This is a genomic window from Siminovitchia terrae (assembly GCF_003605405.2).
Classification (GTDB): domain Bacteria; phylum Bacillota; class Bacilli; order Bacillales; family Bacillaceae_C; genus Siminovitchia; species Siminovitchia terrae.
In genome coordinates, this window is record NZ_QYTW02000022.1 from 1 (window position 1) to 24,339 (window position 24,339).

Below are 24,339 nucleotides of genomic sequence, written 5' to 3' on the forward strand. Positions count from 1 at the left end.
ACTTTAAAACTCTTTTTATAGGGTTTCTTTTTATCCAGGTATGCTTGAACCTGGCTTTCACCTTTTGCTACATCCAGACCAATGATTGGATTCATTCAAATTCCTCCTCCAAAAATAATTACCGGTACCCCTAACCCTTCCTGTAGTGTCATAGCTTCGCTTGTTATACGAGATCTTAGTCCCAACCAGCCTCAAACATGTCTCTACAAGTAGGGGGTGAACTGTTTTGCGGACGGGATCATTGTCCCACGGGCCATACGTTCTACCCCGGCTACAGTAATCATATATCGATATAAAAAATGTTCAACCAGAAATATCTGGCTAACCTTATATTACGATCGGGCCATATTGTGAAGTATAGACATATTGAATACCGGGTAAATTATAAGATCAATTTAAGTCCAAGATTATAATGAGTGGCTTTCTGATGAGTAGGTACAAATAACAAAAGCACTAATACATTTTTAAACCACTTTGGTAAATAGGATTTTTTAGGGTGTTTTTTAATGAAGCTGTCTGTATAAAACAGCAGCTTATTACGTTAATGGTGCCTATAACTAACGAATTTATTCGACGTAGTTGGCTAGTAAAATGTCGCCATTTGCTAGTTACAAGGTGACATTGAATAGGTAATATAATTATCAGTTCCGTTGACTAGACAGAACGTAATCACAACCAAAACTAGTGAGTGTGTAGATAGCTAAAGGAGGAGCCATTATGAAGTCTCATACTCGTATTAAAATCCCGGCAGGGTTTTGGGCAGGCATACATCAATTAGGGATTGTCCCACACGACGTGGCTCGAAAAGCACGACTGCCGCTAACCATTATTACTGACCCAGTTGTCACTACCGCCCAATATTTCGCGATCTGGCAGGCTTATTCCGATCTCATTGATGACATTGCCAAAGGAATCATCAAGCTTACGACCATTTTTGAAACAGCGCATTACCCACCAACCGTCTTAGCGACTTACCATGCTCGTGACTATCGTGATGCTCTAAACAGAATGGCCCGGTACAAACAACTGTGCCCCCCTGAAAGCTTACGTATCACCGAGGAAGGTGAGCACTGTACAATCGAACTGGATTGGTTGCATACTGAGCAAGCCGGTCCGCCTCTGCTAGTCGGTATCACGCTGGCGTTTCTTTTGGAGCTAGGGCGCCGGGGCACAGGTCAACCTTTGAAGGCTAGGTTAGTCGAATTTTCGCACCCAATGGGCGACTTACAGGCACTTGAAGCTTACTTCGGCTGCCGTATTCGGATCGGTGCAGATTGTAACCGGTTGACGCTACATCGTGGAGACTTAGACCGCCCCTTTGTCTCGTACAACGCAGAGTTGCTGGAGGTTCTAACTCCTGTACTGGACCAATCGTTGGATGAGCAACAACGCTGCCGCACAATCACCGAGATGGTTAAATGGATCCTGAAACGTAGCCTAACAGGAGGGCGCCCGGACATTCAGACTGTCGCGAGCGAGTTGGGGATGAGTGATCGTACCTTACAGCGTCGACTTACTGACGAAGGCACGAGCTTCAAGCATCTGTTAACACAAGTCCGACATGAACAGGCACGAGCTTACTTGGCAGACCCCTCGCTCGATATTAAAGAAGTGGCTTTTTTGATTGGATATGAAGACCAGAACTCGTTCTACCGCGCCTTCCGCATTTGGGAAGGTGATACTCCTTCAAATTGGCGTACTGAACATTTAGGTACAACTCGATAAATTAAGTTTGTCTTAAAAGTAATTTTTTAACACTATATAAAAAAAGAATAACCTAATGATTACCTCAAAGTGTAGGAGCATTTTCATAATCATAAAATGTAAATGAAGTGGAGAAATGTATTATGGATATGGGATTAAACAATAAAACAGCTTTAGTTACAGGATCAACGAAAGGTATAGGTAAAGCAATTGCCATTGAACTTGCGAAAGAAGGTGTCAATGTACTAATTAATGGACGAAATTATGAAGAGGTAGAACGAGTTGTAAATGAAATTAAATCGGATTTCCCGGCTACCTCTCCTCAAAATGCTACATCCGATATTGTCGATATTCAACAAAGAGAAGCTTTATTTAAAAAATACCCCACCATTGATATTTTAGTTAACAATATGGGTATTTATGAAATTATGCAATATGAGGACATTGACGATGAAGTATGGGAAAAATACTTCCGTACTAATGTTCTTGCTGCAAATGGCTTATCTAAATTTTATTTACCTAAAATGTTAAAAAATGATTATGGTCGCATTATTTTTATTGCGAGTGAAGAAGCAATCATGCCTTCAGGACAAATGCCTCAGTATTGTATGACAAAATCAATGCTATTATCATTGTCAAAAAGCTTATCTAAATTAACAATAGGAACTGAAGTTACAGTCAATACAATCATGCCAGGACCAACACTTTCTGAAAATGTTCATCAAATAATTGAGGGTATATACCCTAATGCTGATATGACTTTTTCAGAAAAAGAGAAAGAATTTATGACTACAAACCTACCTCAATCTGAAATTCAACGATTTATCAGGCCAATTGAAATAGGTAGACTAACTACATTTGTGTGTAGTCCTTATGCATCCGCATTTAAAGGTTCTCCAATCCGTATGGATGGGGGAATGGTACCGACTATTTTTTAACATTTTTCTATTTCAAACGTACAACAATAGGATGCTCTAATACTATAGAATTGGAGTTTCCTATTTCCTTTCTTAATCCACAAAAGGGTGCTATTTTTTGAATAAACTTAGATTATTAAACAACTTTTATTGTTATATTTTTAGTGTTGTTAAGTATCTTATATCAAAAATTAAACAACTATATTTTTAACCCGTCTAAATTTGGAACGGGTTTATGCTTGATTGAGTTTTTTAAATTAAGTAACTTTATTGTCATTTTACACCTGTTATTAACGAAAACCTCTTAGGAAGGGAATCAATCTCCGCTGAATGTGCTCGTTATTAATGAAAGCCCCTTAAGAATTTTTCTTCACCCATCATGCCCGCCCTGATGCCCACTTACTTTTCTAGACATCATTTTTAATCATTCGGTCGTGTAAAAGTAAAAGTTTGTTTAAATTCTCTACCGTTTTTTATATTTACAGGCTTATCGTGCCAGCTGACCTCAACTTCAAAGGTTTTTGCTTTAACATGTATGGGGAAGTTTGCGAAATGAACATTCATTCCCTCTTTAAAAACACCTTTTCGCTGTTCTTGAAGACTTAACCCAAATTTTGTTTTAGTGTTAGGTTCATCTCTATAGGTTTCAAACTCCACGTCATACACCTCTTTTCCAACATTGATTATTTTTAAGCTGTACATTTCATTTTCACCCTTTATGGGTCTGCTCATTTTAGAATCGTATTTCACTTCATCCAGTTCTACCTTCCATTGCTCTGACTGTTTAGTATCAGGAGTTTTGAATGGTTGATTTGAAATAGCACTTGCAATAGAAATTGATCCAGTTCCTACTAAAAATAAAACAAATAATGAAGTGGCCATTTTTCTTATCAAGACCCTGCCTCCAATGCGTTGATTTTTAAATATATTATCCCCCTATAAATATAGAAAATCCTCAAAGGTTAAGTTACAGGCATGGGGGGCCGAATGCTCTGATGATTAACTGGCAAGCAAACAACCGCCTCCTTCTATCGACCATTGTGAGCCGTTCAAATTGCTGTTTAGCTAAGACTGTTTTTTTAATACTGGCATATGTTAAGATGAGGACCATAGAACATCCTGCTCATAGGTAGGAGAGTTGAAAAATAAAGGTGATGGCATGACAGAGTTTTTGTTGGCGGCGGTGTTTATAGGAGGACTATTTCTCCTTTTTATGATGGTTCGTGCGGCTTTTGCGGATTCTGTCCATGTGCATGTATTGTCTTTTGATAAATATCCATCAGAGATCGATGACTTGAATCTATTTTTCATCTCGGATATTCACCGTAGGACGATTCATGACAATATCATTAATGAGGCAAAAGGTAAGGCAGACATTGTCATCATCGGCGGAGATTTGACAGAAAAAGGGGTTCCTTTTTCAAGAGTCAGAGACAATTTGAAAAAGCTGAGTAAAATTGCGCCAGCTTATTTTATTTGGGGAAACAATGATTATGAGGTTGATTTAAAGCAGCTTGAAAATGTATTTCGGGAGTTTAATGTGACTGTTTTAAAGAACGAGGCGGCTTTTTTGCCAGGATCAAATGAAAAGGTTGTCTTGGTCGGAACAGACTTCACTGATACGAGCGAAATAATGCGGATTATTCTCTATTCAATCAATAATTCTGCATTCCGGATCGTGCTTAGCCACAATCCGGCATTGGCAGAGGAAGTCTCAGAAGTGGACAATGTACCGCTTATTTTAAGCGGGCATACGCATGGCGGCCAAATCCGCATACTCGGATTTGGACCATATGAAAAAGGTGGAATCAAGAAATATCCAGCGACAACTTTGTTTGTCAGTAATGGCTATGGTACCTCATTGCTGCCGCTAAGACTTGGTGCTCCTGCTGAAACCCATCTTATTACTGTCAAAAGGAATAAGGGTTTATCCACCACGTCCATGAACCATCCGGCTTCTCCTTCATAGTATGAGGATAACAGTATTCCTCGGGGGGCGGGTCAAATGAAGCTGGAGAGAATATCATCAAATAAAATCAAATATTCGATCACATTTGAAGAGTTGACGAATAAGGGCTTTTTGCAAGATGAGCTGCTGAGAGACTCCTTTGTATGGGATGTTTTATTTGATGAAATGTTGGATGAAGCAAGCCGGATATACGAACTTAATGACTTTGGTGCCGTCTCCATCGAGATTTTTTCCCTAACATCTAGGGAACTTGTTCTGATTTTGACTTTAGAAGAGGAAGAGGTCTGGCACGATACGATTATAAAAGATGAGTTGCCGGAAGCAGAAAAGGATCAAGGACTCCTATATAGATTTGAAGAGTTTGACCATGTCATCTTATTGGTTAAAAGGTTGGCATCATTAAATATTGACTGTGCAAGCAGTACTTTGTTTGCATTTAGAGATCTGTATTATTTAAAAATGGATGGTGTCTCTATAATTCATGATACGATCGAGAGCCTCTGCAGTGAATACGGTGAAGAAGCGGGTGTGTCCGAAGCGTATCTGGAGGAATACGCGGTCAAGATTATAGATAAAAAGGCGTTCCCGTTGATCGATGACCACTTTTAAAACTTTATTTTTGCACGAAAAGTCGAAATCTCCTATCATAAAGAAAGGAGATTTTTTAGTGAGTAAAGAAAGTATAGCTTGATATGGAAAATTTGATTCAAATGAAGCTTTTTCTTTGTCCAGCTACGACGTACAGGAAGTACTAGTGCAAGCGAAGCGACAGGATATCGCGTTCTGAGCCTGCCGACGTACAGGACTCCTAGTGCCACCGAAGCCACAGGATGTGGCGGTTTGAGGCGGCCAGCGCCTAACCCCGCAAGGATCAAGCCGCTTCCCTGTGGTGGCTGAAGAACTGCCTCCTCGGGAATCGTCTTGTACTTGTCGGGGTTGACCAGGCGCTTGCGCTTTTCTTATAATTCTTAAGATAGGAGAGTCTGTTTTCATGCAGCAAGAGGATTGTATTATAGTAGGCGGAGGGCCGTGCGGCCTGTCTGCGGCCATTTCATTGCAGCAAATAGGCAAAAATCCCTTAATTATCGAAAAAGGAAATATAGTAAATGCCGTCTATCGCTATCCGACCCACCAAACTTTTTTTAGCACGAGTGAAAAGCTGGAAATAGGTGATGTCCCATTTTTGACGGTAAACCGGAAGCCGAGACGGAATGAGGCCCTTACCTATTACCGAGAAGTAGTTAGAAGAAAGGAACTGAGGATTAACAGGTTTGAGACGGTGCAATCAGTTGAAAAGCAAGATGGTTTTTTTAAAGTCACTACGAATCGCAATGCTTATGAAGCTCGTTATGTGATCGTTGCAACAGGGTATTATGATAACCCGAACCTAATGGGAATCAAGGGAGAAAGCCTCGAAAAAGTTTCTCACTACTTCAAGGAAGCACACCCTTATTTTGATACGGATGTGGCTGTCATCGGCGGGAAAAACTCTGCGATCGACGCGGCTCTTGAACTTCAAAAAGCAGGTGCAAGAGTTACAGTACTATATCGCGGAAATGAATATTCACCGAGCATAAAACCATGGGTGCTTCCAGATTTTGAAGCTTTAGCAAGAAATGGCGAAATTACAATGCTGTTCAATGCAGAAGTGGAAGAGATCACGGAAACCAGCATCATCTACGTTACAGATAAGGGGAAAGAAGAGATTCCTAATGATTTTGTATTTGCCATGACTGGTTATCATCCTGATCACTCGTTCATAAAGGCTATGGGAGTACAAATAGATGAATTGACTGGAAGGCCGGAATTTAATCCCGAAACAATGGAAACGAACATCCCTGATTTATTTATTGCTGGAGTCATCGCCGCTGGTAATAATGCCAACGAGATATTTATTGAAAATGGGCGTTTTCATGGCAGTCAGATTACAGACACCATCAGAAATAGAGAAGCTTTCCCTACATCATCCCGGCTATCCAACTGACCGGGATGTTTTTTGTAAAGGTAAGATCAAATACTCCAGTTGTGACTGGAACGGTTTGGAGCGCGCCGAGCCTTTTTGGGCGATGGCGCGACCCAACTCTCTAATAAAGCTTCCAACTCTCTAATAAAGCTTCCAACTCTCTAATAAAGCTTCCAACTCTCTAATAAAGCTTCCAACTCTCTAATAAAGCTTCCAACTCTCTAATAAAGCTTCCAACTCTCTAATAAAGCTTCCAACTCTCTAATAAAGCTTCCAACTCTCTAATAAAGCTTCCAACTCTCTAATAAAGCTTCCAACTCTCTAATAAAGCTTCCAACTCTCTAATAAAGCTTCCAACTCTCTAATAAAGCTTCCAACTCTCTAATAAAGCTTCCAACTCTCTAATAAAGCTTCCAACTCTCTAATAAAGCTTCCAACTCTCTAATAAAGCTTCCAACTCTCTAATAAAGCTTCCAACTCTCTAATAAAGCTTCCAACTCTCTAATAAAGCTTCCAACTCTCTAATAAAGCTTCCAACTCTCTAATAAAGCTTCCAACTCTCTAATAAAGCTTCCAACTCTCTAATAAAGCTTCCAACTCTCTAATAAAGCTTCCAACTCTCTAATAAAGCTTCCAACTCTCTAATAAAGCTTCCAACTCTCTAATAAAGCTTCCAACTCTCTAATAAAGCTTCCAACTCTCTAATAAAGCTTCCAACTCTCTAATAAAGCTTCCAACTCTCTAATAAAGCTTCCAACTCTCTAATAAAGCTTCCAACTCAATTATAAAAGCTCCACTGGTCTAGTGCTAAAAAGGTGTAAAATTTTTTCATCAGTGCTCACCGCCTGTATCGCTTTCGTGTACGCCTTGCGCATTTCTTTTGCGTGAAATAGTAGAAAATCAATTAGAGAAATATTGATCCCTCAATACTTCTATATTACTCGTATGCATTAGTGCGGCGAGCAGTTTCAGACGTGCTTTTTGCCCGTTCAGCCCTTTGCAAAAAATTACACCAAGCTTCTTGAGTTCTCCTCCGCCTCCCGGATAACTATATGTGTCCTGTACAACTCCCTTAAAGCATCTGGAGACAAGCACAACCGGAATATTTTCGGAAAGGAGTTTTTTAATCTCTTCAGCGACAGAAGGGGGGAGGTTTCCCTGGCCCAGGGCTTCGATTACAATTCCGTCATATTTCAATTCACTGTATGCATTTAAAATAGAGGCATCCATTCCTGCATACGCTTTAACCAGACCGACTTTCTTTGTGATTTCTATTATTTTAATTTTTGGTTGTTGAAGGGGGGCGTAATGGAAATGAATCGCCTTGTTTGTTATCGTTCCAATCGGTCCAGTTGTGACACTATGGAAAGCTGAGGCGTTCGTCGTATGAATTTTTGTCACTTCGCGCGCAGTATGTATTTCATCATTGAAAACGACAAGCAAGCCCTTGCCTTTGGAATCTTCTTGGACAGCTGTACGAATAGCGGCCATAAAATTATATAATCCATCCGATCCAGATTCATTACTGGAGCGCATGGCGCCAGTCATGATGATCGGTATGTCTGTGTCAAGCGTCAGATCAAGAAAAAAAGCTGTTTCTTCCATTGTATCTGTTCCGTGGGTAATGACGACACCGTCAATATCCCCGTTTGCACATTCTGACTCAATCAAGGCTTTTAGTTTAATCATATCGTTTATCGTGATGTGAGGAGAGGGTTTATGCAAAGGCTCCTTAACAGTCAGATTAGCCAACTTATGAAGCTCTTCCGTTGCCTTTGTCAAAGGATTAGTGGCTCCGATATTGACCGTGTCATTTTCGGCATCTGTTTCCATGGAGATGGTTCCCCCCGTATGGATGACAAGTATATGTTTCATTTTCTCAACTCCCATATAAAATTACTCTAAATTTGCATGTTCAAACTCTATTTTCCATGATACGATGTAAGAAATGAAAAAGAAAGAGGGCTGTGTATGCTGGTGGTAGTTTCAGCTGGTGTTGCCCCGGGATTAGCTCTGTTAAGTTATTTTTACTTAAGGGATCAATATGGCCAGGAGCCCATATTAACGGTGTTCAAGACGTTTTTAATGGGTGCTGTTATTACTTTTCCAATTATGTTTGTTCAATATATTATGTCTACAGAAGAGATTATTCAGGGTAGCATTATGTCGGCATTTTTATCCGCTGCACTATTTGAGGAGTTTATTAAATGGTTTGTGCTTTTCTTTGCTATCTATCAACATGATGAGTTTGATGAGCCATTTGACGGAATTGTATATGGGGCAAGCATCTCACTTGGTTTTGCAACCGTAGAAAATATTTTATATTTAGCCGCAAATGGCGTGTCCTTTGCAATTGGCCGGGCATTGCTGCCTGTATCCAGTCATGCCCTGTTTGGTGTCATCATGGGATATTATTTGGGCAAGGCGAAGTTCCAGTCGAACAGAACCCAAAAACGATGGCTTTTCTATTCTTTTTTTGTGCCTTTCTTACTGCACGGTTTATATGACTTTATTCTACTTTCTGAGAAAAATTGGCTTTATTATATCCTGCCGTTCATGTTGTTTTTATGGTGGCTTGGTTTACACAAAGTCAAACATGCCCATCTACTTACGAAAAAGCATTATGGCAGTAAAATACAGGAAAAGAACGCATCTGTCTGATTATGACGGATGCGTTCTTTTCGTCTCATTGATTGAGCTTGAATGGGTCCCCAAAAAGTTGAATGGCTTTTCTTGTGTTTGTCCAAAGAGTAGTTTTTTGAATCAAATTGAATAAAAAGGTTCCCAATCCAAATACTATCGGCATGAAATTATTTTATGGAGGGTGTACAGCATGAAGTATGCCGCATGGGGCAAAATGATGATTGTTGTTTTATTGTGTGCTGTTGCAGTAACAGCCTCTCCGGGAATAAAACCAGAGGCGTTCACTAACCAAGTCATACAACAAGGTGCGGTTGGAGATGATGTGATCGAACTTCAGGCAAGGCTTCAATACCTTGGATATTATCATGGAAAAATAGACGGGGTTTTCGGTTGGGGTACGTACTGGGCACTCAGGAACTTTCAAAATAAATTTGGACTTAAAGTAGACGGTCTTGCTGGGGAAACTACAAAAACAAAATTAGTAAAAGCTTCCAAATATGATAAACAATACGTGAAGGAGCAGGTAAATAAGGGAAAAAATTTCACCTATTATGGAGGGAAGGGAAAGGAAAGTGGTGGAGCTGCTTCAAAGCCTACAGCGCCCACTGCTGTCAATACGCCTGCCGGCTTTTCCCAAAACGATATCCAGCTCATGGCGAATGCCGTTTATGGTGAGTCTAGGGGCGAATCATATGAGGGGCAGGTTGCTGTAGCTGCTGTCATTTTAAACAGAGTGAATAGCCCTTCCTTTCCTAATACCGTTTCCGGCGTTATCTTTGAGCCTGGTGCGTTCACGGCTGTAGCCGACGGGCAAATTTGGCTGACACCAAACGAAACAGCCAAAAACGCCGTATTAGATGCTATAAACGGATGGGATCCTTCGAGCAACGCCCTTTACTACTTTAATCCGGATACCGCCACGAGTGCATGGATTTGGTCAAGGCCGCAAATTAAAAAAATCGGTAAACATATTTTCTGTAGTTGAGGAGGTGGAAAGCTTTGATCAGAAACATACTGTTAATCATATTGGCGATTGCTGTAGTCGGGGCAGGAGTTTGGGGCTACCAAGAGCATAAGGAGAAAAATACGATTTTGATTAATGCCGAAAATAATTATCAACGTGCATTCCATGACCTGAGCTATCAAATGGACTTGCTGCATGAGAAGCTTGGCGGGACAATCGCGATGAACTCCAGCACATCTTTATCTCCCGCTTTGGCAGATGTATGGCGGATTACATCCGACGCTCGCAGCCAGGTGGGGCAGCTGCCTCTCACCTTACTTCCTTTTAATAAGACCGAAGAATTTCTTTCCAACATCGGTACGTTCAGTTATAGGACAGCTGTTCGGAACCTGGATAATGAACCGCTGTCAAAAGATGAGCAGAAGACTTTAAAGAACTTATACAAGCAAAGTGAAGAAATAAGGAATGAGCTTAGAAAAGTTCAACACCTCGCTTTAAAAAATAACCTTCGTTGGATGGATGTTGAACTAGCACTCGCATCAGGTAAGGAAACTGCTGATAATACAATTATTGATGGGTTTAAAACGGTTGAAAAGCATGCAACAGGTTATGATGAAAAAAACCTTCAAAACCCATCTATCGTCAGTTTTCAAAAGCGTGATGAAAATTATGAGCATTTAAAGGGAGAAAAAATATCAAAAAAAGAAGCGATTGCCCTGGCTCAAAAATATAGCGGGATCAATCACCCAAAAAAGGTGGAAGTCACTGAAAGCAGGAAAGGGTCCTCTTATGGGTTTTACAATGTCGTATTAGCAAACAACAGAGGTCATGAATCCACGATGGATGTCACGAAAAAAGGCGGTTACCCAATCTGGTTCATTGATTCGAGAGAAGTGAATAAACAGCAAGTAAGCCTAAATGAGGCTATGAACAAAGCTAACGATTTTCTTAAAAGGCATGATTACAAGGATCTCGAAATGTCTGAAAGTGCACAGTATGATTCCGTTGGGCTTTTTACTTATGTAACGAACCAAGACGGAGTCAGGATTTACCCAGAGTCGATCAAAGTAAAAGTAGCACTTGATAATGGACAGATCATTGGATTTGCGGCAGATGATTATTTGAAAGGCAGCAAAAAAAGAAAACTGCCTAAACCGAATCTTACATTGGAAGAAGCGCGGTCAAAATTAAACCCTAATCTAAAAGTACTAGAGGACAGACAAGCAGTCATTGTAAATAATCTGGGAAAAGAAGTGCTTTGCTATGAATTTTTGGGTACAATGGACCATAACGATACGTATCGAATGTATATCAATGCCGAAAATGGTATTGAAGAAAAAGTTGATAAATTGAAAAATGCTGAACCTGTTTATGAAGATTTGTTATAAAAAAGCAGCCAACTTGGCTGCTTTTTTATAGTGGAAAACGCTCACAGATGATGTATAATGAAATCATTGGAATGAACAGGAAGTGTATGAATATGTTGTCAATTGGAATGGATTTGACTATTGAGACAGACAATAATGGGATTGTGAAAAAGTACAAGAGTAAGGTTGCCGATTTATATGAAGAGAGGGTATGCATTTACTATCCTTTGGGTGTGGCAGACAGCAAACCGGCATTTTTGCCTATAGGTACTAAAGTAGTGGTAGAATTTGCTCGCGGCAGTACCAGTGTGTTTTCTTTTGAGTCCGAAGTCATAGGCGTGCAAAGAAGCACCGTCCCGTTGGTTGAGCTAGCTCTGCCGGAAGTGGAGCTTTTCAATAAAGTGCAGCGTCGTGAATATGTCAGAGTAGATGCTGCGGTTCCGGTCGGACTTGATTTTTCGGGTCCAGGCGTAAAGTTTGCATCAGTCACAAGCGATATAAGCGCCGGGGGGTGCGCAGTGGTCTTGCCGCCTGAAGTCAAAATTCAGCCTGCTGAAGTGGGAACGATTGAATTTACCATTCAGATGGGTTCGGGGGAGCAGTTCCAATTAACTTTTTTATGCGAAGTAATTCGAACATTCCCAAAAAACAAACTGACTCTTGTGTCTCTAGAATATGTTGACCCACCCCATGCCGATCAACAACTGCTAACACGCTTTTGTTTTGAGAGGCAGCTATCCAATCGGAAAAAAAGTTTACATCCTTAAAAAGAATTTTATGAACAAACCTCTTCATCTGCTTTTTCTGAGCTGATCGAAACAATAATGCTTCGTCTATGTTTTGAAAAGGCACATATAGAAGAATAAGATTCTCGTTTTTGAAACATACTAAGAAAAAAACGAGGAACTAGAAATGTTTGAAAGAATTCTTTATAAGCTGATCATTTTTCACCTTTTAATCCTTCTTATTGTCCAAGGCTTTTTGAAGCATACTCCCCTTATAAAAAGCTTGAACAATATATATTTGTACGAGGGTGTGGGGGCAGACTTGGAAGAAAATAAGATGGATGTGTTTGACCATTAATGAAGGCAAGTATTCCTGTCTTCATATTTTTAATTATGTAAATAAGTGCTATAGTCTGTTTCTAATTATGGTAAAATAAGTGTTGGTATATAAACAGACAAGCAGGTGAAAGGTTTGACAAAGAAAATCAGTATTGCCATTGACGGGCCGGCAGCAGCCGGCAAAAGCACTGTGGCGAAAATAGTCGCAGAAAAACTCTCATACATATACATCGACACAGGTGCCATGTACAGGGCAGTTACCTATAAGGCTTTGATGGAAGGGACGGACATCCATGACGAAGAGTCTCTTTTCCGTCTTCTTAAAGGAACTACTATAGATCTGGTACAAGAAAGCGGCCTTCAGACGGTCTTTCTAGATGGGAAAGATGTCACCAAAGAGATTCGTAATTCAAATGTGACCAACAACGTTTCTACTGTCGCTGCACATGGGGCAATACGCGAAGAAATGGTGTACCGGCAGCGGGAGCTGGGCAAAAGAGGCGGAGTAGTAATGGATGGAAGAGATATTGGGACAAAAGTATTGCCGGATTCCGAGTTGAAAGTTTTTCTGCTGGCAAGTGTTGATATACGTGCTGAGCGCCGCCATAAAGAGAATGTGGAAAAAGGCTATCCTTCAGATTTAGCGCAATTAAAAGAGGAGATTATGCTCCGTGATAAAAATGATACCGAACGGGAGGTATCCCCGCTGGTAAAAGCGGAGAATGCTATTGAGATCGATACATCAACGCTATCTATCGAAGAAGTGGTCGCGCATATCATTGCTTTGGCGAAAGAAAGGATCGAACGGCCGTGACATTTTATCATTTTGCCAGATCAGTGGTTAAGGGCTTATTAAGCCCCCTTTACAGAATTGAAGTGAAAGGGCTGGAAAACTTTCCGGAATCCGGCGGGGTCCTTTTGTGTACGAACCATATATCCAATCTGGATCCGCCCGTTGTAGGCATCACGTGCCCTCGTCCTGTTTCTTTTATGGCAAAAGAGGAGCTGTTTCGGGTTCCTGTCCTTAAATCAATATTGCCTAACGTTAAAGCTTTCCCTGTAAAAAGAGGGATGAGCGATAGAGGGGCTTTAAGGACAGGGCTGGCTCTATTAAAAGAGGGAGAAGTCCTGGGACTGTTTCCGGAAGGGACACGCAGCAAGACAGGCGAGATTGGCAAGGGACTGGCTGGAGCAGGTTTTTTCGCATTGAGATCCGATGCAAAAATTATACCTTGCGCTATCATAGGCCCTTATAAGCTTTTCGGCAAATTAAGAGTCGTATATGGCAAGCCGATAGATTTTACCGAATTAAAAAAGGAAAAGATCTCTGTGGAGGCAGCAACTGAAATTATAATGAATGAAATAAAAAAATTAACCGAGACGCATTAGAGTTGACGTGTATTGCTTGACAAAGGACTTTATTTATAAGAAGTTAATAAGAAGATGAATTTATAAAATGTGAGGGTTTTTTCATTTCTTTCCTTATGAATCGGAGAGAAATGAATTCTTGCACGATTTCATTAGCTGGATAGGAGGAGTAAACAATGTCAGAGGATATGAATAATATTGAAGTGGAAACATTTACTGAAGGTGACAAAGTAACAGGAACCGTTACAAAAATCGAAGAAAAGCAAGTACTTGTGGATATTGAAAACAGTAAGTTGAATGGAATAATTCCAATAAGCGAACTTTCCAGTCTCCATGTGGAAAAAGCATCGGATGTAGTTTCTGAAGGAGATCAACTTGATTTAATCGTTACTAAAGTGGAGGAAGATCTCCTCGTTCTTTCCAAAAGAAAAGTAGATGCTGAAAATGCATGGGAAACATTGGAAAAGCGTTTCGAAAATAATGAAGTATTTGAGGCAGAAGTGAATGAGGTGGTTAAAGGAGGCCTTGTTGTTGACTTGGGCGTCCGTGGATTTGTACCTGCCTCTTTAGTGGAAGACTATTACGTGGAGGATTTCAGCGGCTATCAAGGAAAGGCGCTCTCTTTTAAAATTGTTGAGCTCGATAAAGAAAAGAACCGTCTGATCCTTTCACACCGTGCGGTTGTTGAAGAAGAGAAAGAAAAGGAAAAACAAGGTCTGCTTGAGAAATTGGAAGTCGGTCAAACGATGAAAGGAACTGTTCAAAGAATTACTGATTTCGGCGCTTTTGTTGATATCGGGGGAGTCGATGGATTGGTTCATATTTCTCAGTTGGCGCATCATCATGTAGAAAAGCCTTCGGACGTAGTAAGTGAAGGTGATGAAGTGGAGGTCAAAGTTCTTTCTGTAGATAGAGACAATGAAAGAATTTCTCTTTCCATCAAAGAAACGCTTCCTGGTCCATGGACAGACATTGCCGACAAAGCTCCCAGGGGAGCAGTTCTGGAAGGAACTGTAAAGAGACTTGTATCTTTTGGTGCATTCGTGGAGGTCTTCTCTGGAGTAGAAGGACTTGTTCATATCTCTCAAATCTCTCATAGACACATTGGAACTCCACATGAAGTTCTACAAGAGGGTCAGACTGTAAAGGTTAAAGTACTTGATACGAACGAACAGGAACAGCGTATGTCCCTTAGTATGAAGGAGCTTGAAGAAGACAACACACAGCAAGAATATGAAGCTCCAGAAGAAACAAAAGGGTTCCAGCTTAGCGATATGATTGGTGATAAATTGAAAGACTTCAATAAAGAATAAAAATGCCGGCCTTCCGTTTTTTAACGGAAGGTTGTTTTCTTGAAATTGAAAAGTACATATATTTTTTCCTGACGGTTTACCGCTGGAAGAAGCTGATTCACCCTAGGCATGGCTGCTTTTCCATGATTAAACCTTCATATTCTTTCCCATAATGGAAGAAATGGAGGTGATTTTTATGTCAGGAATGATATTTCTTTTTATGGCCTGGGGCGCTTGGATCACTGCGACGTTTATTTTGGATAAAAAAAAGACTTTCCGTCTCCCGGTTGCAATGGGGTCATTGATGTTAATCATATTGCACTCCAAATCAATTACAATATATTCTATTCAGATAGGAGCAGCTTCTTTTCTTCTTATTTTTTCAGCTTATTTGCTCGTATACCAAGGAACATGGTTAAAAAAGATTTATTTGTTTTTTTCTGTTATGATCATAATGCTCGGATATATAGGTTTTTATCTCCTTGAACTGTATGATCCAGTGTGGGTGCTGGTTGACCGAAAGATTTTGCTTTCTGTCGGCTTGCTTCTTATTGGATGGATGTTATATCCCGTTTCCTTTGTATATCGATATGCTGCCATTGTCATTGGGTCTTTGCAGGGGGAAGTGTTTTTATCGGTATTTTTTTCAAAGTGGAAAATGCCTTATCCAATAGGTTCAAATGATTATTTAGATGTACTTGCTTTAACCATTTCGGCGCTTTTGACAGTATATGCGGCGAGAAGGCTTTTGTTTGGGGTCAAAAGAGCTGTTAAAGATGGTTTTAAGGAGAAAAAGCAAATGGTTCATTGATTTCGCATCATGCTGGTTTTACGAATGATCATTTAACTTCATTCAGCAGAAGTCTCCCACTTCAGTAAGTGGTGAGATAAATGCATATTGGTATTCCATTCAGTGGGGGTTCAAACCCCAGCTGAATAAAGTTAAAGCCTCCGACGGATCCCACAGATTTTTAGAGGGAATTTATCGAGCGGAGCTCGATAAAATCTGGACGCAAATACGCCAAGGCGCATTTGATTGTCGGTGTTTCGACATTTACGCTTTTGAGATTGGCGCATGATAAAACACTGTGATACGATAAAAAAGGAATATAGTGGAATATATGCTCGGTTTATACCAGCATGAATGATAGATAATATGTTTGAAGTGAGTGATGAGAATGGCTTTACCGACAGTGGCTATTGTCGGCAGACCAAACGTTGGAAAATCAACGATTTTCAACAGGGTTGTCGGCGAAAGAGTCTCAATTGTGGAAGATGAACCTGGTGTGACAAGAGACAGAATATACGGAACTGGAGAATGGCTGACCAATCAGTTCCATCTTATTGATACGGGTGGGATTGATATTGGTGACGCTCCTTTTCTGGAAGAGATTCGGCAACAGGCAGAAATTGCTATTGAAGAAGCAGACGTTATCATTTTTATTGTTAATGGACGAGAAGGTGTAACAACCGCCGACGAAGAAGTCGGAAAAATTTTGTTCCGGTCAAAGAAGCCGGTTGTATTAGCTGTGAACAAGGTGGACAATCCAGAAATGAGAGCGGATATTTATGAATTTTACTCATTGGGTTTTGGTGAACCATTTCCTATTTCCGGTTCCCACGGCCTGGGCCTTGGTGACATGCTGGATGAAGTAGTGAGCAAATTTCCTGAAAATAAGGGTGAACCGTATGAAGATGAGGTTGTGAAATTTTGTCTGATCGGCAGGCCGAATGTTGGAAAATCTTCATTGGTGAATGCTCTTCTTGGAGAGGAAAGAGTGATTGTCAGCTCGGTTGCAGGGACAACCAGAGATGCGATTGATTCCGCATATAGATACGACGGCCAAGACTACGTTATTATCGATACGGCCGGAATGAGAAAAAAAGGGAAGGTCTATGAAAAGACTGAAAAGTACAGTGTGTTAAGAGCTTTGAAGGCGATTGAGCGTTCCGACGTGGTTTTGGTTGTTCTGGACGGTGAAGAAGGGATACGCGAACAGGACAAGAGAATTGCAGGCTATGCTCATGATGCAGGAAGAGCTGTTATTATTGTCGTCAATAAATGGGACGCAGTGGAAAAAGATGATAAAACGATGAGGAAATTTGAGCAGGAAATCAGGGACCAATTTCAATTTCTTGATTATGCACCAATCGTCTTTTTATCGGCAAAAACACGCCAGCGTCTCGGTACATTGCTTCCGGCCATTCAAACGGTCAGCGAAAACCATTCGATGAGGGTACAGTCAAGTGTATTGAACGAAGTGATCTTGGATGCCGTATCGATGAATCCTGCCCCTTCAGATAAAGGCCGAAAGCTCAAAGTCTACTATGCTACTCAGGTTGCGGTAAAGCCGCCTACCTTTGTTGTGTTTGTAAATGATCCGGAACTCATGCATTTTTCATATGAGAGATTTCTTCAAAATACGATTAGGCAAGCTTTCCCTTTCGAAGGAACGCCATTAAAAATCATTTCACGAAAGAGAAAATAATCAGGAAACGGGTGAAATTTGTGGCAAAAGACAAAAAGAAAATTGCCGTCATTGGTGCAGGGAGTTGGGGAACGGCATTGGCCCTCGTACTGGCAGATAACGGGCATCAGGTGAATTTGTGGATGCGCTCCAAAGAACAACAATCGGAAATACATGAATGTAAGACAAACCAAAAATATTTGCCCGGAATTTCTCTCCCGGACAATATTACAGGTTTCCATTCTTTGCCTGAGGCGCTTGAAGATGTAGATATATCTGTTATTGCCGTGCCTACTAAAGCTATTAGAGAAACAATGAGGAACATTGTCAAAGTTATAAATACACAAATGGTGTTTGTTCATGTAAGTAAAGGTGTTGAACCAGACTCACTGAAAAGAATTTCGGAAATGATTGAAGAAGAAGTCCCGCAGGAACAGTTAAAAGCTGTGGTCGCTTTATCAGGTCCAAGCCATGCTGAAGAAGTTAGTCTGCGTCATCCGACAACCGTAGCTGTTTCTTCCAAAGATATGGCTGCCGCGGAAAAAATTCAGGATTTGTTCATGAATCAGCATTTTCGCGTTTACACGAATCCTGATTTGCTTGGCGTTGAAATCGGCGGGGCGCTGAAAAACATTATTGCCCTTGCGGCCGGAATTTCAGATGGTCTCGGATATGGAGATAATGCCAAAGCCGCATTGATCACAAGGGGACTTGCTGAAATTTCACGGCTTGGTACGAAAATGGGAGCTAACCCGCTGACATTTTCTGGACTGGCAGGTATTGGAGACTTGATCGTAACGTGTACAAGTGTACATTCACGGAACTGGAAAGCAGGTAACATGCTTGGTAAAGGGCAGAGCCTTGATGAAGTTTTAGAAAACATGGGAATGGTGGTCGAAGGGGTCCGTACAACAAAAGCGGCTCATCAGCTTGCTGAAAAATATGAAACGAACATGCCCATTACAGAGGCATTGTACAATGTTTTGTTTAAAGATGTGGACCCGAAGGAAGCTGTTGACCAGTTGATGCAGAGGATCAAGAAAAATGAGATGGAAGATTTGGTGGATATATTGAGTGAACAAATGGAACAAAAATGATTAACTAGGCATACGATGATGCGTTATTTACAAAAAGTCATATGCTATTAGAGAGAACATTCGCATAACCGGGGGACAGGGTAATCAATGTCTTTATTTTATTTTTTTGAAGCAAAAATAATTGCTTCATTTTTTTTATGGGATGGCTATTGCTGAGAATATGCTATAATAATTTCGACTGTTTACTCGGTGATGGAGGGAAAAAAATGTCTTTATCAATGCAAAAAATGTGGATTTCCATAGTGGCAATGGGACTGTTGGCTCTTGCGATGCTGACTATTTACATAAGCCGATTCAAACTTAACAAAGGATTTTTCAAGGTCATTACAGCCCTTGCTGCCTGGATACTTATGATCGTAGGCGGGCTCCTCATGCTTTTCGTTGTTTTGACAGGGCCGACAGGCTAAGAAACAACTGCCGCCATATTAGACAGATAAGGAGTGAGCCAATCATTGAAAAAATGGATGGCAGGATTTTATTTTCTATTGACTGCAATGCTTTTAAGTGGGTGCTTTTACCCGGAGGATCGAAAAGTTGAAAATAACATACCATACGAAGAACAAATCGACAGTGTTCAACGATCCGTTGAGAAGTTTCAAGAAGAAACGGGTGGATTGCTGCCAATAAAAACAAAAGAAGCGGACACGCCTATTTATCAGAAATATCCCATCGATTTTAAAAAGTTGATCCCTCAATATTTGGAGACGCCTCCCGGAAATGCTTATGAGAGTGGCGGGGTTTTTCAATATGTCTTAATTGATGTGGAAACCAATCCAACAGTGAAAGTTTTTGATGTAAGACTGGCGGAAAAAGTAAATGAGTTTTACATACGGATCCGGTCGCAGGGCTATCCGCCTTTTAAAGAAGAGGTTGCCGATAATGTATATTCTCTTGATCAGAAAAAATTAGGATATAAAGAGGAACAATACTATACGTCACCTTATACAAATAATAATTTGCCGTTTGTGATTAACGGAAAAGGCGAAATTTATGTTGATTATATTTCTGATCTCTATCAGGTTTTGAAAGATGAAAAGAAAGGTTTTTCACCAGGTGAAGATATAAGAAAGATACTATATAAGGATTCCCCGATTGTACCTGCTTTTTCAATGCCTTATACAGTCGATGAAAACAATGAACCTGTTTATATGGGGAAATAGTCATAATCCTTCTTCTGCAAAATATACTGTGGAAGAAGGATTTTTATTATTGAAGTTATATTTGATTAGGACAACATCATACAAATATATTGACTTGATGATATACGGGCATGGGATCATGTTGTCCCTTGAACTTAAAGATAGGAGGGAATCTCTTGGAAAAGGTAGATATTTTTAAAGATATCGCAGAAAGAACGGGCGGGGATATTTATCTGGGGGTCGTTGGGGCCGTCCGGACTGGAAAATCCACGTTTATTAAAAAATTTATGGAGCTTGCCGTTTTGCCTAATATAAAAAGCGAAGCAGACAGGGCCAGGGCACAGGATGAATTGCCTCAAAGTGCGGCAGGGAAAACTATTATGACAACTGAGCCGAAATTTGTTCCAAATCAAGCAGTGTCTGTCCAAGTGGATAACGGCTTGGAAGTGAATGTTCGTTTGGTGGACTGCGTAGGGTACACTGTTCCCGGAGCCAAAGGATATGAGGATGAAAATGGGCCGCGCATGATCCGCACACCGTGGTATGAAGAGGAAATCTCCTTCCACGAAGCAGCGGAAATTGGAACGCGTAAAGTCATTCAGGAGCACTCAGTGCTCGGAATTGTGATCACAACCGATGGCACGATCGGAGAAATACCAAGGAATGATTATATAGAGGCAGAAGAAAGGGTCGTAGCTGAACTTAATGAAGTTGGAAAGCCGTATATTATGATTCTGAATTCGTCCAGGCCGCATCATCCTGAAACAGAAGGCTTGCGCTCCGAGCTTGGAGAGAAATATGATATTCCGGTATTAAGCATGTCGGTGGAAAATATGAGAGAACAGGATGTCCTGAACGTGTTGAGAGAAGCGCTCTATGAATTTCCAGTACTTGAAGTCAACGTGAACCTTCCAAGTTGGGTAATGGTCTTAAAAGAAAATCACTGGCTTCGGTCGGATTATCAGGAGGCTGTGAAAGAAACAGTCAAGGATATAAAAAGACTGAGAGATGTTGATCAGGTCGTTCAAAGCTTCAATGATTTTGAATACATTGAAAGTGCTGGGCTGGCTGGAGTTGATATGGGGCAAGGGATTGCTGAAATCGATTTGTTTGCGCCGGATGAGCTGTACGACCAAGTGTTAACAGAAATCGTAGGGACAGAAGTCAGAGGGAAAGATCATTTGCTTGAAATGATGCAAGAATTCGCAGACGCCAAAAGAGAGTATGATCAAATTTCCGACGCGCTTGTCATGGTAAAGCAGACAGGTTATGGCATTGCGGCTCCTTCCTTAGAGGACATGAGCCTGGATGAACCGGAAATCATCAGGCAAGGAGCCCGGTTCGGAGTAAGATTAAAAGCTGTTGCACCTTCTATCCATATGATTAAGGTTGATGTTGAGTCTGAATTCGCACCAATTATTGGAACTGAAAAACAAAGTGAAGAATTGGTCCGCTACTTGATGCAGGATTTTGAAGACGATCCACTCTCCATTTGGAATTCCGATATATTTGGCCGGAGCTTAAGCTCTTTAGTCAGGGAAGGCATCCAGGCAAAGCTAGCTATGATGCCTGAAAATGCACGATATAAACTCAAAGAAACTTTAGAAAGAATCATTAATGAAGGTTCCGGAGGCTTAATTGCCATTATTTTGTAAGGACTTTCTATGAAAACAATCAGGTTATTTCAAAAAAAGCGAATATATATAGAAAAAGACGCCGAAATGACAGTAATTCGGTGTCTTTTCAATTATTCCGTGATTTATTCTTGCTATCATTATTTGATTATGATAATCTTTTAAGCAGAAATGCTCCTCGAGCGTTGATTCAAAAGCATTTCTTACGATTTCAAGCATAAAAATGTTTAGAAATCTAAAAATTTGATTACACATGTAATAGAGGTAGTAGTAAAGGTAAACTATCCATTTGGAGGAGGTGAACAGAATGAACAAAACTGACTTGATCAATTCCGTAGCTGAAGCAGCTGAGCTATCTAAAAAAGATGCTACAAAAGCTGTTGAAGCTGTATTCCAATCCATTCAGGATTCATTGTCAAGTGGCGACAAAGTATCTTTGATCGGCTTTGGTAACTTTGAAGTTCGTGAGCGTGCTGCCCGTAAAGGCCGTAACCCTCAAACAGGTGAAGAAATTGATATCGCAGCGAGCAAAGTGCCTGCTTTCAAACCAGGTAAAGCTCTTAAAGACGCTGTGAAATAATTACATACATTGTTTGAGTGTTTAAAAAGGAATTGCCAAGTGGCGATTCCTTTTTATTTACTCATCATATGTGTTAATATTGCTCTATTAGCGTTTTACTTTTGCGGGAGGCTGTGGACATGGGTAATTTTGATCGGAAGCAAATCGAAGAAGCGGTTCGAATGATTTTGGATGCGATTGGAGAAAATCCAAATAGAGAGGGTTTGCTTGATACACCGAAGCGGGTAGCTAAAATGTACGAGGAAATTTTTTCAGGAATCAACACTGATCCGGAACAGTATTTTGAGACGATCTTTGGGGAGGATCACGAGGAGTTAGTCCTTGTGAAAGATATTCCTTTCTACTCATTATGTGAGCATCACCTGGTTCCCTTTTTTGGCAAGGCACATGTAGCCTATATACCAAGGAACGGACGGGTAACTGGATTGAGCAAGCTGGCTCGCGCCGTTGAAGCAGTGGCACGCCGTCCGCAGCTTCAGGAACGAATTACGTCTACAGTGGCGGATGCAATCATGAAGAAGCTGGAGCCGCATGGAGTTATGGTCATCATTGAAGCTGAGCATATGTGCATGACAATGCGTGGTGTGAAAAAACCGGGATCCAAAACTGTTACATCCGCTGTACGGGGAATCTTCCTGAAGGACAGCCAATCCCGGAATGAAGTACTGACATTGATTAAGCAATGAGTTTTGAGGTGAAATAATGAAGAGCTCAAATAATCAAACTGACTTTGTAGTAATTAAAGCACTTGAAAACGGAGTAAACGTGATGGGGTTGACAAGGGGAACAGATACACGCTTCCATCATGCGGAAAAGCTTGATCAAGGGGAAGTGCTCATTGCCCAGTTCACCGATCATACTTCTGCTATAAAGGTCAGAGGAAATGCAAAAATTTTTACTGCGTATGGCGAAGTGGACAGTGAAAAAAGTAATTGATGTCCAATATGAGAAAGTATAAAATAGACATTCTTTAACTTCATTCAGCAGAAATCTCCCACTTCTTAAAGTGGTGAGATGAATGCATATTTGTATTCCATTCAGTGGGGGGCGAACTCCGGCTGAGTAAAGTCAAAGTCTCCGGCGGATGCCACAGATTTTCAGAGGAAATTTATCGAGCGGAGCTCGATAAAATCCGGGCGCAAATACGCCAAGGCGTATTTGATAATACTGGGGCAGTTGATCCGGTGTGAATCTGTGTTTAGCGTAATGCTAAAAGCGGCAGCTGAAGGAAGATCAGTTTAAGGATTGTCTTTAAAACGGCACATTTTATAGCCGGTGTAGATACGTGCTATATGCTTTTGTTATGCTATAATGAATAGAATTAAAGTTGGAATTAAAATGCAAAGAAATGGGGATTACGGAAATGGCTCTATGTTTGTATGAACAAAAGACGGAATCGATAAGGAAAATGATAGAAAGTAAAATGTATCGTTATTTTCTTTTTGAACATATCGAATCTCCGGAAATAGACGAAGACCGTATCCTTATGCTGTTAATAGCCATGGAAGAAACATGGATCCCTGTTGAAAGATACGAGCATCAAATCACTTCTGCTATGCTTGTTCAGATCGCTCTTGATATACATGACAAAGTGACTCACCAACAGAAAGCACTCACGGAAAGACAGTTGTCTGTTCTGGCGGGAGACTATTTCAGTGGTTTATATTATCAAACCCTTGCTGAAATTGAGGACACTGATTTGATCAGAACCCTTGCCAGTGCGATCAAACTGATCAATGAATATAAAATATCCATATATAGGCTGGAAGCAGCTGATTTAGATTCGTTTATGACAGATTTCAAACAAATTGTAACAACTGTTATTGATAAATTTTGTCGGCATTTCGAAACAACTCGGCATATTCATCTTTTTATAGAGCATTTATACTTAAAAAAACTGCTTGCAGAGATGGAGCGTTTTAATAGGGGCCACTATTCAATACTTTTTGAAGGCCTTAAACATTTCTCTTTGCCTCAAATGAAATCTATCCCTCTATCTAATTTGTCCCAGCGCGACCAACATGGCTTAAAAGAGATATGCTTCAGCTACATAGCTCAGAGCAAAAAGGTGATATTGGAAGAATCGTTACGGGTTTCAGGCCTGCCGGACATTTTCCTGGGTCGCATAAAGGATTTGACCAACAATTATAAGCGTTTAGCAACATAAACA

Annotated in this window: 26 protein-coding genes; 24 read left to right on the top strand and 2 right to left on the bottom strand. The window is 40.6% G+C overall.

Annotated elements, in window-relative coordinates; genetic code table 11:
* The first annotated feature begins 717 nt into the window (after positions 1-717).
* Positions 718-1,725, top strand: coding sequence for a helix-turn-helix transcriptional regulator (locus tag D5F11_RS18210; RefSeq protein ID WP_120117368.1), 1,008 nt, complete (start codon positions 718-720; stop codon positions 1,723-1,725).
* Between the two features lie 122 nt (positions 1,726-1,847).
* Positions 1,848-2,642 (top strand): SDR family NAD(P)-dependent oxidoreductase, encoded by a 795-nt coding sequence (locus D5F11_RS18215; RefSeq protein ID WP_120117369.1) that lies wholly within the window; start codon positions 1,848-1,850, stop codon positions 2,640-2,642.
* A 399-nt stretch (positions 2,643-3,041) separates the two neighbouring features.
* Here the strand turns inward: D5F11_RS18215 and D5F11_RS18220 are convergent, their stop codons facing one another.
* Positions 3,042-3,515, bottom strand: a complete 474-nt coding sequence (locus D5F11_RS18220; protein ID WP_120117370.1) for a hypothetical protein — start codon at positions 3,513-3,515, stop codon at positions 3,042-3,044.
* Positions 3,516-3,759: 244 nt separating this feature from the next.
* On the opposite strand from D5F11_RS18220, the gene D5F11_RS18225 reads away from it, so the two are divergent.
* The 3 genes from D5F11_RS18225 (at position 3,760) to D5F11_RS18235 (ending at position 6,574) form a co-directional block, all read left to right on the top strand.
* Positions 3,760-4,590, top strand: coding sequence for a metallophosphoesterase (locus tag D5F11_RS18225; protein ID WP_120117371.1), 831 nt, complete (start codon positions 3,760-3,762; stop codon positions 4,588-4,590).
* Positions 4,591-4,626: 36 nt separating this feature from the next.
* Positions 4,627-5,199, top strand: a complete 573-nt coding sequence (locus D5F11_RS18230) for an adaptor protein MecA (protein WP_120117372.1) — start codon at positions 4,627-4,629, stop codon at positions 5,197-5,199.
* A gap of 382 nt (positions 5,200-5,581) precedes the next feature.
* Positions 5,582-6,574, top strand: a complete 993-nt coding sequence (locus D5F11_RS18235) for a YpdA family putative bacillithiol disulfide reductase (RefSeq protein ID WP_120117373.1) — start codon at positions 5,582-5,584, stop codon at positions 6,572-6,574.
* A gap of 879 nt (positions 6,575-7,453) precedes the next feature.
* Here the strand turns inward: D5F11_RS18235 and D5F11_RS18240 are convergent.
* Complete coding sequence (locus tag D5F11_RS18240; RefSeq protein ID WP_120117374.1) at positions 7,454-8,428, bottom strand: asparaginase; 975 nt, start codon at positions 8,426-8,428, stop codon at positions 7,454-7,456.
* A gap of 96 nt (positions 8,429-8,524) precedes the next feature.
* Here D5F11_RS18240 and prsW point away from each other — a divergent pair, with 96 nt between their 5' ends.
* The 19 genes from prsW (at position 8,525) to D5F11_RS18325 (ending at position 24,336) form a co-directional block, all read left to right on the top strand.
* Positions 8,525-9,214 (top strand): glutamic-type intramembrane protease PrsW, encoded by a 690-nt coding sequence (gene prsW / locus D5F11_RS18245; RefSeq protein ID WP_120117375.1) that lies wholly within the window; start codon positions 8,525-8,527, stop codon positions 9,212-9,214.
* A 199-nt stretch (positions 9,215-9,413) separates the two neighbouring features.
* Complete coding sequence (gene sleB / locus D5F11_RS18250; RefSeq protein ID WP_245998254.1) at positions 9,414-10,181, top strand: spore cortex-lytic enzyme; 768 nt, start codon at positions 9,414-9,416, stop codon at positions 10,179-10,181.
* 14 nt (positions 10,182-10,195) lie between these two features.
* Positions 10,196-11,548, top strand: a complete 1,353-nt coding sequence (ypeB, locus tag D5F11_RS18255) for a germination protein YpeB (protein WP_120117377.1) — start codon at positions 10,196-10,198, stop codon at positions 11,546-11,548.
* A gap of 92 nt (positions 11,549-11,640) precedes the next feature.
* Positions 11,641-12,294, top strand: coding sequence for a flagellar brake protein (locus tag D5F11_RS18260; protein ID WP_185830775.1), 654 nt, complete (start codon positions 11,641-11,643; stop codon positions 12,292-12,294).
* Positions 12,295-12,439: 145 nt separating this feature from the next.
* Positions 12,440-12,610 carry a DUF5359 family protein gene (locus tag D5F11_RS26700; protein ID WP_185830776.1) on the top strand — a complete coding sequence of 57 codons (171 nt, stop codon included), beginning with the start codon at positions 12,440-12,442 and terminating at the stop codon, positions 12,608-12,610.
* A 114-nt stretch (positions 12,611-12,724) separates the two neighbouring features.
* Positions 12,725-13,405, top strand: a complete 681-nt coding sequence (gene cmk / locus D5F11_RS18265) for a (d)CMP kinase (RefSeq protein ID WP_120117379.1) — start codon at positions 12,725-12,727, stop codon at positions 13,403-13,405.
* The gene (locus D5F11_RS18270; RefSeq protein WP_120117380.1) at positions 13,402-13,980 is read left to right on the top strand and encodes a lysophospholipid acyltransferase family protein; all 579 of its coding nucleotides are present in this window, start codon (positions 13,402-13,404) and stop codon (positions 13,978-13,980) included. The genes cmk and D5F11_RS18270 overlap by 4 nt, the downstream gene beginning before the upstream one ends.
* A 155-nt stretch (positions 13,981-14,135) precedes the next feature.
* Entirely contained in the window at positions 14,136-15,272 is a 1,137-nt protein-coding gene (rpsA, locus tag D5F11_RS18275) for a 30S ribosomal protein S1 (RefSeq protein WP_120117381.1), read from the top strand.
* 175 nt (positions 15,273-15,447) lie between these two features.
* Positions 15,448-16,062, top strand: coding sequence for a YphA family membrane protein (locus D5F11_RS18280; RefSeq protein ID WP_120117382.1), 615 nt, complete (start codon positions 15,448-15,450; stop codon positions 16,060-16,062).
* Positions 16,063-16,429: 367 nt separating this feature from the next.
* A complete protein-coding gene (der, locus tag D5F11_RS18285; protein WP_120117383.1) occupies positions 16,430-17,740 on the top strand; it encodes a ribosome biogenesis GTPase Der in 1,311 nt (436 codons plus the stop codon).
* Between the two features lie 20 nt (positions 17,741-17,760).
* A complete protein-coding gene (locus D5F11_RS18290) occupies positions 17,761-18,816 on the top strand; it encodes an NAD(P)H-dependent glycerol-3-phosphate dehydrogenase (protein WP_120117384.1) in 1,056 nt (351 codons plus the stop codon).
* Between the two features lie 206 nt (positions 18,817-19,022).
* Complete coding sequence (locus D5F11_RS18295) at positions 19,023-19,223, top strand: DUF2768 domain-containing protein (protein WP_120117385.1); 201 nt, start codon at positions 19,023-19,025, stop codon at positions 19,221-19,223.
* 45 nt (positions 19,224-19,268) lie between these two features.
* The gene (locus D5F11_RS18300) at positions 19,269-19,976 is read left to right on the top strand and encodes a hypothetical protein (protein WP_120117386.1); all 708 of its coding nucleotides are present in this window, start codon (positions 19,269-19,271) and stop codon (positions 19,974-19,976) included.
* A gap of 155 nt (positions 19,977-20,131) precedes the next feature.
* Positions 20,132-21,610, top strand: a complete 1,479-nt coding sequence (spoIVA, locus tag D5F11_RS18305; RefSeq protein WP_120117387.1) for a stage IV sporulation protein A — start codon at positions 20,132-20,134, stop codon at positions 21,608-21,610.
* Positions 21,611-21,896: 286 nt separating this feature from the next.
* The gene (locus D5F11_RS18310) at positions 21,897-22,169 is read left to right on the top strand and encodes an HU family DNA-binding protein (RefSeq protein WP_120117388.1); all 273 of its coding nucleotides are present in this window, start codon (positions 21,897-21,899) and stop codon (positions 22,167-22,169) included.
* A gap of 119 nt (positions 22,170-22,288) precedes the next feature.
* Entirely contained in the window at positions 22,289-22,855 is a 567-nt protein-coding gene (gene folE, locus D5F11_RS18315) for a GTP cyclohydrolase I FolE (protein ID WP_120117389.1), read from the top strand.
* 16 nt (positions 22,856-22,871) lie between these two features.
* Positions 22,872-23,105, top strand: a complete 234-nt coding sequence (gene mtrB / locus D5F11_RS18320; protein ID WP_120117390.1) for a trp RNA-binding attenuation protein MtrB — start codon at positions 22,872-22,874, stop codon at positions 23,103-23,105.
* A gap of 104 nt (positions 23,106-23,209) precedes the next feature.
* Positions 23,210-23,359 carry a hypothetical protein gene (locus tag D5F11_RS26705; RefSeq protein ID WP_185830777.1) on the top strand — a complete coding sequence of 50 codons (150 nt, stop codon included), beginning with the start codon at positions 23,210-23,212 and terminating at the stop codon, positions 23,357-23,359.
* Positions 23,360-23,532: 173 nt separating this feature from the next.
* A complete protein-coding gene (locus tag D5F11_RS18325) occupies positions 23,533-24,336 on the top strand; it encodes a heptaprenyl diphosphate synthase component 1 (RefSeq protein ID WP_185830778.1) in 804 nt (267 codons plus the stop codon).
* Positions 24,337-24,339 lie beyond the last annotated feature (3 nt).

Bases quoted from the DNA above. Each gene is read 5' to 3' on its own strand.
- D5F11_RS18210 (WP_120117368.1), top strand. From the start codon at position 718: ATGAAGTCTCATACTCGTATTAAAATCCCGGCAGGGTTTTGGGCAGGC.
- D5F11_RS18215 (WP_120117369.1), top strand. From the start codon at position 1,848: ATGGATATGGGATTAAACAATAAAACAGCTTTAGTTACAGGATCAACG.
- D5F11_RS18230 (WP_120117372.1), top strand. From the start codon at position 4,627: ATGAAGCTGGAGAGAATATCATCAAATAAAATCAAATATTCGATCACA.
- D5F11_RS18235 (WP_120117373.1), top strand. From the start codon at position 5,582: ATGCAGCAAGAGGATTGTATTATAGTAGGCGGAGGGCCGTGCGGCCTG.
- D5F11_RS18240 (WP_120117374.1), bottom strand. From the start codon at position 8,428: ATGAAACATATACTTGTCATCCATACGGGGGGAACCATCTCCATGGAA.
- prsW (WP_120117375.1), top strand. From the start codon at position 8,525: ATGCTGGTGGTAGTTTCAGCTGGTGTTGCCCCGGGATTAGCTCTGTTA.
- sleB (WP_245998254.1), top strand. From the start codon at position 9,414: ATGATTGTTGTTTTATTGTGTGCTGTTGCAGTAACAGCCTCTCCGGGA.
- D5F11_RS18260 (WP_185830775.1), top strand. From the start codon at position 11,641: ATGTTGTCAATTGGAATGGATTTGACTATTGAGACAGACAATAATGGG.
- D5F11_RS26700 (WP_185830776.1), top strand. From the start codon at position 12,440: ATGTTTGAAAGAATTCTTTATAAGCTGATCATTTTTCACCTTTTAATC.
- rpsA (WP_120117381.1), top strand. From the start codon at position 14,136: ATGTCAGAGGATATGAATAATATTGAAGTGGAAACATTTACTGAAGGT.
- D5F11_RS18280 (WP_120117382.1), top strand. From the start codon at position 15,448: ATGTCAGGAATGATATTTCTTTTTATGGCCTGGGGCGCTTGGATCACT.
- der (WP_120117383.1), top strand. From the start codon at position 16,430: ATGGCTTTACCGACAGTGGCTATTGTCGGCAGACCAAACGTTGGAAAA.
- D5F11_RS18295 (WP_120117385.1), top strand. From the start codon at position 19,023: ATGTCTTTATCAATGCAAAAAATGTGGATTTCCATAGTGGCAATGGGA.
- D5F11_RS18310 (WP_120117388.1), top strand. From the start codon at position 21,897: ATGAACAAAACTGACTTGATCAATTCCGTAGCTGAAGCAGCTGAGCTA.
- folE (WP_120117389.1), top strand. From the start codon at position 22,289: ATGGGTAATTTTGATCGGAAGCAAATCGAAGAAGCGGTTCGAATGATT.
- mtrB (WP_120117390.1), top strand. From the start codon at position 22,872: ATGAAGAGCTCAAATAATCAAACTGACTTTGTAGTAATTAAAGCACTT.
- D5F11_RS18325 (WP_185830778.1), top strand. From the start codon at position 23,533: ATGGCTCTATGTTTGTATGAACAAAAGACGGAATCGATAAGGAAAATG.